This window comes from Cellulosimicrobium cellulans, assembly GCF_001722485.1.
Classification (GTDB): Bacteria; Actinomycetota; Actinomycetes; order Actinomycetales; family Cellulomonadaceae; genus Cellulosimicrobium; species Cellulosimicrobium cellulans_A.
Genome location: NZ_LWGL01000142.1, coordinates 1 through 8,218, shown reverse-complemented (window position 1 = coordinate 8,218; position 8,218 = coordinate 1). Strand labels below are relative to the sequence as shown.

General features: G+C 75.3%; 8 protein-coding genes and 1 pseudogene. 2 read left to right on the top strand and 7 right to left on the bottom strand.

Features of this window, described 5'->3' with window-relative positions; genetic code table 11:
• On the top strand, positions 1–344 hold a 344-nt coding region (locus JZ5iCDA_RS13595), incomplete at its 5' end, for a glycerophosphodiester phosphodiesterase family protein (protein ID WP_290438815.1).
• A gap of 13 nt (positions 345–357) precedes the next feature.
• On the opposite strand, the gene JZ5iCDA_RS13590 is transcribed toward JZ5iCDA_RS13595, so the two are convergent.
• From JZ5iCDA_RS13590 to aroC, 4 genes are all read right to left on the bottom strand, one after another.
• On the bottom strand, positions 358–1,686 hold the full coding sequence (locus JZ5iCDA_RS13590) for a polysaccharide deacetylase (protein WP_171905382.1): 1,329 nt from the start codon (positions 1,684–1,686) through the stop codon (positions 358–360).
• 131 nt (positions 1,687–1,817) lie between these two features.
• Positions 1,818–3,002, bottom strand: a complete 1,185-nt coding sequence (aroB, locus tag JZ5iCDA_RS13585) for a 3-dehydroquinate synthase (RefSeq protein ID WP_436967408.1) — start codon at positions 3,000–3,002, stop codon at positions 1,818–1,820.
• Entirely contained in the window at positions 2,999–3,622 is a 624-nt protein-coding gene (locus JZ5iCDA_RS13580; protein ID WP_069387657.1) for a shikimate kinase, read from the bottom strand. The genes aroB and JZ5iCDA_RS13580 overlap by 4 nt, the downstream gene beginning before the upstream one ends.
• Positions 3,622–4,839 carry a chorismate synthase gene (gene aroC, locus JZ5iCDA_RS13575; RefSeq protein ID WP_069387656.1) on the bottom strand — a complete coding sequence of 406 codons (1,218 nt, stop codon included), beginning with the start codon at positions 4,837–4,839 and terminating at the stop codon, positions 3,622–3,624. The genes JZ5iCDA_RS13580 and aroC overlap by 1 nt, the downstream gene beginning before the upstream one ends.
• Before the next feature lie 121 nt (positions 4,840–4,960).
• Between aroC and JZ5iCDA_RS13570 the strand changes: the two genes are divergently transcribed.
• Positions 4,961–5,578 carry a prepilin peptidase gene (locus JZ5iCDA_RS13570; protein WP_253182093.1) on the top strand — a complete coding sequence of 206 codons (618 nt, stop codon included), beginning with the start codon at positions 4,961–4,963 and terminating at the stop codon, positions 5,576–5,578.
• A gap of 4 nt (positions 5,579–5,582) precedes the next feature.
• Here the strand turns inward: JZ5iCDA_RS13570 and JZ5iCDA_RS13565 are convergent, their stop codons facing one another.
• From JZ5iCDA_RS13565 to ruvX, 3 genes and pseudogenes are all read right to left on the bottom strand, one after another.
• Positions 5,583–6,521, bottom strand: a complete 939-nt coding sequence (locus JZ5iCDA_RS13565) for a shikimate dehydrogenase (RefSeq protein WP_069387655.1) — start codon at positions 6,519–6,521, stop codon at positions 5,583–5,585.
• Positions 6,518–7,672, bottom strand: a complete 1,155-nt coding sequence (gene mltG, locus JZ5iCDA_RS13560; RefSeq protein ID WP_069387654.1) for an endolytic transglycosylase MltG — start codon at positions 7,670–7,672, stop codon at positions 6,518–6,520. Before mltG ends, JZ5iCDA_RS13565 begins: the two co-directional genes overlap by 4 nt.
• Positions 7,669–8,106 (bottom strand): annotated as a pseudogene (ruvX, locus tag JZ5iCDA_RS13555) (Holliday junction resolvase RuvX); the annotation flags it as partial. The gene mltG and the pseudogene ruvX, both read right to left, overlap by 4 nt.
• Between the last annotated feature and the right edge of the window lie 112 nt (positions 8,107–8,218).

Genomic DNA, 8,218 nt, shown 5'->3' with positions numbered 1-8,218 from the left:
GGCTCTCGCGGCGCGTGGCGACGTCGGCCGGCCGGCCGGAGGTCGCGGCGGCGGTCGTGGGCGCGCGCGTCGCGGGCGGGCGCACCGGCGCCGTCCGGGCGGCGCTGCACGCCGTGGACTGCGTCCAGGTGCCCGAGCGCTCGGGCCGCGTGCGCGTGGTCGACGCGCGGTTCGTCGACGCGGTGCACGCGGCGGGCCGCCAGGTGCACGTGTGGACGGTCAACGAGCCCGCCGACATGGAGCGGCTCCTTGACCTGGGCGTCGACGGGCTCGTCACCGACCGCGCCGACGTGCTGCGGGACGTGCTCGCACGCCGCGGCCTGTGGCCGGGCACCACGCCCTGACCCCGCGGGCGGGTCAGGACACGGGCGGGCGGGCCTGCAGCTCGGCGAGCACCGCGGGGTCCTGCAGCTCGAGCCACGCGACGACGTCGGAGTAGGTGGCGCAGACCGTCCCCTCGTCGTCGCACACCTCGAGCATGAAGTCGCGTGCCGCCGGGTTGAACGCGTTCCCGCTCCACCGGTTGAAGTGGTTCGCCACGACGACCGGGGCCCGGTTGCCGTCGCGCGCGACGGCGTACATGTGGCGGTACGTGTCGAGCGTGCCGGCCCGCATCGTCTCGGCGGCGCCCGGGTCGTCGACGCCGCCGTTGGCCTTGACCCAGAAGTTGTAGTCCGTCGCGAGCACGGTGCCGAACGCCGGGGACTGCACGGTCGGGATCGGGAACTGCCACACCCCGTCCTCGACGCGGGGCCACGCGATGCCGCCCGAGACCTTCGACGAGTCGTACGTCATGCCGTGCGCGGCCCACGCCTGGGAGATGTCGGGCCACACGCCCTCGAGGCACGGCGTCCGCCCGCCCGTGACGTCCTGCGCCGTCACCACGAGCTCCGGGGCGCCCTCGATCTGGTTGATCGTGTCCCAGTCGGCGAGGAACGTGAAGAACTGGTCCAGCTCCGCCTGCCAGTCGGCTGCCGTCCACTGGTTGCCGCCGGGAGGGTTGTCGGAGCAGAAGTGCCCGTTGTAGTGGGTGCCGATCTCGTGCCCGCGCGCGTGCGCCTCGTTGAGGTCGTGCACGAGCTGCACGACCGTCTCCGGCGACCCGCCGAACCCGACCGACGCCCGGCCCGGCGCGTGCCCCGGGCCGGTGTAGGCGTCTCGGTGGTCGTCGGTGAGCAGGTAGATCCCCGTGAGGGAGCCGGTGAACCGCGCGTCCACCTGGTCGGCCGCGGTCATGAACTCGTGCCAGCGGTCGTGCCAGCCGGCGCCGTCGAACGAGAAGAGGACGAACTGCGGCGGCTGCTCGCCCGGCGCGACTGCCCTCATCGGCACGTTGGTCGCGGCACGGGCCGGCTCCGTGGGGCTGGGGTCGGAGCGCGGGGCGGGCGCAGGCGACGCGGCGGGCGCGGTGGGTGCAGCGTCCGCCGGCAGGGTCGCCGGGTCCTGCTGCCCCGCTCGCGGGGCGGGGACCGCCGTGCTCGCCCCCGCACCCGGAGAGATCCCCGGTGCCCGCGCCGGCGCGGACGTGCACGCCGCGACCGTCAGCGCGACGGCGACGACGACCGCACCGGCCGCGACTCCCGACCGTCGTGACCGTCCCGACCGGGGGCGCCCCGGCCTGCGCGGGCGCGTGCCGTCCTGCGGCGTCCCGTCGTGCCCTGCCCAGCTCGTGCTCGTCGCGTCCATCGACGGCTCCTCCGTCTGGCACCCGAGCCGACCTCGTCGGCGTCGGCGTCGGGCCAGACGCTAGCGAGCGTCGGCAGGTGGACGCGTCGCCCGGTGCGGCGTGTCGCGATCCGGGCGGTCGGAGCCGGGTGCTATAGGGCGATCGGGCCCCGGCCCGTCGGGGCGTCCGCGCTGATCTCGGCGTAGGCCGCGGCGAGGAGCGTGGGGTCCGGCCCCTCGAGGCGGGTGGGACGGCCCACACCGTCGAGCACGACGAACCGCAGCAGGTCGCCCCGCGCCTTCTTGTCGCGGCGCATCGCGGACAGCAGCCGCTCCCACCGGTCCCCCCGGTACGTCAGCGGCAGGCCGAGGGAGCCGAGGATCGTGCGGTGCCGCTCGACGACGTCGTCGTCGAGCTTGCCCGCGAGGCGCGCGAGCTCGGCCGCGAACACCATGCCGACGGACACCGCCGCCCCGTGCCGCCACTGGTACCGCTCGGTGAGCTCGACCGCGTGCCCGAGCGTGTGGCCGTAGTTGAGGATCTCCCGCAGCCCGGCCTCCGTGAGGTCCTCCCCCACCACCCGCGCCTTGACCGCCACCGACCGCTCGACGAGCTCGGCGACCACGGCCCACGTCTCGGGCGTCGTCGGGCGCACGCCCCACTCGCGCAGCGCGTCGGCGTGCTCCTCCACGAGCTTGAGGATCCGCTCGTCGGCGATGAAACCGGTCTTGACGACCTCCGCGAGACCGGCCACGAAGTCCCAGCGCCCGAGCGACTCCAGGGCCGCCAGGTCGCACAGCACCCCGGCGGGCGGGTGGAACGCGCCGACGAGGTTCTTGCCCTCGGCCGTGTTGATCCCCGTCTTGCCGCCGACCGCCGCGTCGACCATCGCGAGCAGCGTCGTCGGCACGTGCACGACCCGCACCCCGCGCAGCCACGTCGCGGCGACGAACCCGCCCAGGTCCGTCGTGGCGCCGCCGCCGACCGTGACGACCGCGTCCGAGCGCGTGAAGTCGGCCTGGCCGAGCACGCCCCACAGGAACGCGGCGACCTGCGCCGTCTTCGCCTCCTCGGCGTCGGGCACCTCCGCGACGTACGCGTCGTACCCCGACGCCTTGAGGTCCTCGTGGATCACCTCGGCCGTCGCGGCGAGCGCCGCGGGGTGCACGACGAGCACGCGCCGGACACGGTCGCCGAGCATCGCGGGCAGCTCGCCGAGCAGGTGCCGGCCGACGACGACGTCGTAGGGGTGCTCGCCCGCCACGCGCACGCGCGTGGCCGCGGGCTCCTGCGGGTCCTGGCCGGGGGCCGGGGGGTCGACGGGCTCGTGGGTCACGCGGGGTCCTCCGTGGTCGTGCCGGGGGCGGTGCGCGCCGCGGTGGCGGCGTCGGGGTGAGCGGCGTCGAGACGGTCGGCGCGGGCGTCGAGATGGGCGGCGATCTCCGCCGCGACCTGCGCGGGCGTGCGCGCGTCGGTGTCGACGCGCAGCGTCGCGAGGCGCTCGTAGACCGGACGGCGTTCCTCCATGAGGGCCGCCCAGCGGGCGCGGGGGTTGCCGAGCAGCAGCGGGCGCGACTGGTTGAAGCCGACACGGGGCGCGGCGTGCGCGAGGCTCACGTCGAGGAAGACGACGACGCCGCCCGCCGCGGCGTACGACTCCAGCGCGGCCTGAGAGTGCTCGTCGAGGACGGCGCCGCCGCCGAGGGCGAGGACGCCGTCGTGGGTGGCGAGCGCCGTCGTGACCGCCTCGCGCTCGAGGGCGCGGAAGTGCGGCTCGCCGTGCTCGACGAAGATGTCGGCGACGGGCATACCGGCGACGCGCTCGACGTCGGTGTCGGTGTCGCGCTGCGCGAGCCCGAGCGTGTCCGCGAGGTGGCGGGCGACGGTCGACTTGCCGCTGCCGGGCGGGCCGAGCAGCACGACGACCGGGCGGGTGCCGGGGGCGACGGGGCTCATCAGCGCTGCAGCTCCGGCACCGCGGCGAGGTAGGACTCGGCGTTGCGGCGGACCTCGGCGACGGAGTCGCCGCCGAACTTCTCGAGCGCCTGCTCGGCGAGCACGAGCGCGACCATGGCCTCGGCGACGACCGCGGCCGGCGGCACCGCGCACACGTCGGAGCGCTGGTGCTGGGCCGTGGCGGGCGCGCCCGTGGCGACGTCGACGGTCGCGAGCGCGCGGGGCACCGTCGAGATGGGCTTCATAGCGGCGCGCACGCGCACGACCTCACCGTTGCTCATGCCGCCCTCGACGCCGCCGGCGCGGTTGCTCCGGCGGGCGATCCGCCCGTCGGACGTGCGCTCGATCTCGTCGTGGGCGGCCGAGCCGCGGCGGCGTGCGGTGCGGAAGCCGTCGCCGACCTCGACGCCCTTGATCGCCTGGATGCCCATGAGCACCGCGGCGAGCCGCGCGTCGAGACGGCGGTCGCTCTGGGCGTACGTACCGATGCCCGACGGCACCCCGTACGCGAGCACCTCGACGACCCCGCCGAGCGTGTCCCCAGCCTTCTGGCAGTCGTCGATCTCGGCGACCATGGCGGCGCTCGTCGCGGGGTCGAAGCAGCGCACGGGGTCGGCGTCCAGCGCGGCGACGTCGTCGGGGCCGGGCGCCGGGGCATCCTCGGGCACCTCGACGGGCCCGATCGCGACGACGTGCGAGACGAGCTGCACGCCGAGCGCCTGCTCGAGGAACTTCGCCGCGGCCGTGCCGAGCGCGACGCGGGTCGCGGTCTCGCGCGCGGACGCGCGCTCGAGCACCGGGCGGGCGTCGTCGAAGCCGTACTTGCGCATGCCCACGAGGTCCGCGTGCCCGGGACGCGGCCGGGTCAGGGGGCGATTGCGCGCGATCTCGCGCTGGTCGCCCGTCCCGGCGTCCTTGAGCAGCGCCTCGGGCGGCACCGGGTCGGAGGACATGACGTCGACCCACTTCGGCCACTCCGAGTTCGCGATCTCCATCGCGAGCGGCCCGCCCTGCGTGACGCCGTGGCGCAGACCGCCGAGGATGCGCAGCTCGTCCTGCTCGAACTTCTGCCGCGACCCGCGCCCGTACCCGAGCCGACGGCGCGAGAGGGCGGCCTGCACGTCGGCCGTCGTGAGCTCGACGCCCGCCGGCAGCCCGTCGAGGATCCCGACCAGCGCCTGACCGTGCGACTCACCCGATGTCAACCAACGCAGCATGGGCGCCATCCTCCCACGCGCGCGGGCGCCGGCCGGGAGCCGCCCGCACTGCGGACCGCTCCCTCGCCGCGCTCCTGTGGACGACGACCGTCGCGCCCGCGCGGTCCGCTAGCGTGCCCGCGTGACCCAGTCGACCGTCGTCGCCCGCGACCCCTGGCGCGTGCGCCTCCGCACGGAGATCCGCGTCGGCGGACGGACGGGCGCCGTGATGGCCTTGGCCGCCGGCGCGGCGGCAGCGTGGTGGTCCGGGCCGGCGTGGCACACGCCCGCCGTCGTGCTCGTCGCCGTCGCCGCGGCGGTCCTCTCGGTGGTCGACGCCCGCACGCACCGCCTCCCCGACGCGATCGTGCTGCCCGCGTGGGCGGGATCGCTGCTCCTGCTCGCCGTCGCCGGTCTGGTCACAGGTGACGTCGCGAACCTGGTGCGCGCGGGCGCCGGCGGGGCCGTCGCGTTCACCGCGTACGCCGCCCTCCGCCTCGCCTACCCGCCCGGGCTCGGGTTCGGCGACGTCAAGCTCGCCGGGCTCCTCGGCACCGCCCTCGGGTGGTTCGGATGGTCGGCGCTCGTCGTCGGGCTCCTCGTGCCGTTCCTCCTGGGCGGTGCGTGGGCGGTCGCGCTGCTCGCGCTGCGCCGGGCGTCACGGACCACCGCGGTACCGTTCGGCCCCTTCATGGTGCTCGGCGCCGCCCTCGGCGTGCTCGCCGGGGACGCCGTGCTCGCGGCCTACGCCTTCGCCTGACCCGTCAGACGCCGACGAGGGCTGCGCCGAGCGCGGCGTCCATCGCGGCGAGCGGCGCGGGCCGGCCCGTCATGAGACGCACCTGCTCGACCGCCTGGTGCAGGAGCATGCGCTCGCCCCCGACGGCCTCGCCCTCGCCACCGGCGGTCCACGCGAGCGTCAGCGCGCTCGGGCGCGGGTCGTAGGCGACGTCGAGCAGCACGCCCGCGGGCATGGCGCCGGCGCGGGCGAGCGCGTCCGCGACCGGGTCGGCGGCGTGCGCCGGGAGCGTGGAGACGACGACGTCGGCCGCGACGAGCAGCTCGACGAGGCGCGACGCCGCGACGTCGAGCACCTCGAACCGGGGCTCGACGCCCATGCGGTGCGCGGCACGCTGCAGACCGCCGGCGCGGCCGAGCGACCGGACCAGCACCGTGGGCGACGTGCAGCCCAGCTCGGCGAGCGCGGCGAGGGTCGACGCGGCGGTCGCCCCTCCCCCGATCACGACGGCGGAGCGCACCTCACCGGCGGGCCCCGGCGTCAGCGCGGCGTCCGACGCCGCCTGCCGCCCGGCGCGTGCCCCGAGCGCCTCGAACCCCTCGCGAAGCGCGGCGACCAGCCCGTGCACGTCCGTGTTGGCCCCGACGAAGGTCGGGCGACCCGAGCCCACCGGCTGGACGACGAGCGTGTTCACCGCGCCCACGGCCTCGGCGAGCGGCTCGACGTGGTCGAGCAGCGGGATCACCGCGTGCTTGAGCGGCATCGTCAGGCTCAGCCCCGCCCACGTCGCGTCGAGCGACGCGACGAGCGCCGGGAGCTGCTCCTCCGTCGTGTCGACCGCGTCGTACCGCCAGTCGTCCAGACCGAGCGCGGCGTACGCGGCCCGGTGCAGGACGGGCGAGAGGGAGTGCGCGACGGGGTGGCCGAGGACGGCGGCGCGACGGCCCTGAGCCTGACCCGTCACCCGCCGTTCGCTTCCTGCCAGGCACGCAGCTCGGCGACGTTCTGCTGGTGCTCAGCGTAGGTCGTCGCGAACTTCGTCTCCCCGGTGTCGAGGTTGACCGCGGTCCAGAAGATCCACGTGCCCGGCTCCGGGTTGAGCACGGCTTGGACCGACTCCGATCCGGGATTGGCGATCGGCGAGGGCGGCAGACCCTGGTGCTCGTAGGTGTTGTACGGGTTCGACGCGTCGTCCAGGTCCGCACGCGTGAGCTCCGTACCCGGCTTGTTCGCCCCGTACGCGACGGCGGCGTCGATCTCGAGGGGCATCCCGTCCTCGAGCCGGTTCTCGATGGCCTGTGCCATCTTCGGACGATCGGGGGCGTACTTGGCCTCGCGCTCGATGAGCGACGCCTTGATGAGCACCGACTGCCGATCCGCCGCGGGCACGCCGGCCTCGTCGAACTTCATGACCGTCTGGCTCACCATCCGCTGGATGATGCCGACCGCCGTGACCTCGTCCGGCTGGAGGACGTACGTCGTCGGGAACAGCCAGCCCTCGTAGTTCCCGTTCGCCTCGGCCGGCAGGCCCGTCGCCGCGGTGTCCGCCATCGCGGTCTCGAACTCGGCGAGCGGGATGCCCGTCACCGACGAGGCGCGCTCGAGGACCTGCTGCACGGTCCACCCCTCGGGGAAGGTGAGCTTCGTCTCGACCCGGCTGTCGTTCGCGACGAGGCGCGCGACCGCGTCCTCGGCGTTCATGCCCGTGAGCAGCGTGTGCGTGCCCGGCTGGATCGTCCCGGCGTTCGGGTTGTCCTCGAAGGCCTTGACGAACGCGGCCGTGCTGGCGACGACGCCCGCTTCCACGAGCGTCGCGCCCATGTCGCGGCCCGTGGACCCCTCCTCGATCGTCACGTCGACGGGGTCGGTGCCCGGCCCCTCGAAGTCCTTCGCCTCGAGCGGGTTGTCGAACCCGAACAGGTTCGTCGCGTTGGTCGCGATGACGTAGCCCGCGCCGCCGACCACGAGGACCGACACGAGGAGGACGACGAGCGCACGACGACGGCGTCGCTGCCGGCGCTTCCTCGCCGCGCGGCGCGCACGCTGCTCCGAGCGCGACGAACGCGTGGGGGGCTCTTCGCCGCGCACGGCGGGTCGGTCGAACAGGTCGGTCACGGTCGGTGGTCTCCTGTCGGGTCTACAGGTTCTCCGGCACGGACCCCGGCGCCTCTCTCGGCGTCGAGGGCGGTCTGCAGGATGATAACGGCGGCCGCCTGGTCCACGACGCTGCGGTGCTTGCGTCCCTTACGACCCGCCGCGTGCAGGGCCTGGTGGGCGCTGACCGTCGTCATCCGCTCGTCCACGAGGTGCACCGGGACCGGAGCCACGGCGCGTGCCACCGTCCCAGCGTACGCCCGCGCCTCCTGGGCGGCCGCTCCCTCGGTCCCGGACAGGTGGCGAGGCAGGCCGACGTACACGACGCCCGCGCCGCGCTCGACGACCTCCGCTGCGACACGGGCGACGTCCGCGGGCACGCCCGTCCCGGCCGCCGTGTCGCGCGCGAGCGTCTCGACGGGCGTCGCGACGAGGCCGTCCGGGTCGCTCGCGGAGCAGTCGCGCGTCTACGCCAACGACGGCACGACGCTGCTCGCGACCTTCTACACGGAGAACCGCATCGTGGTCCCGCTGGACCAGGTCTCGCCGTACATGCAGAACGCGGTC

What these genes read in the sequence shown, in the direction of transcription:
- JZ5iCDA_RS13590 (WP_171905382.1), bottom strand. Translation starts at nt 1,686, where the DNA reads ATGGACGCGACGAGCACGAGCTGGGCAGGGCACGACGGGACGCCGCAG.
- JZ5iCDA_RS13580 (WP_069387657.1), bottom strand. Translation starts at nt 3,622, where the DNA reads ATGAGCCCCGTCGCCCCCGGCACCCGCCCGGTCGTCGTGCTGCTCGGC.
- aroC (WP_069387656.1), bottom strand. Translation starts at nt 4,839, where the DNA reads ATGCTGCGTTGGTTGACATCGGGTGAGTCGCACGGTCAGGCGCTGGTC.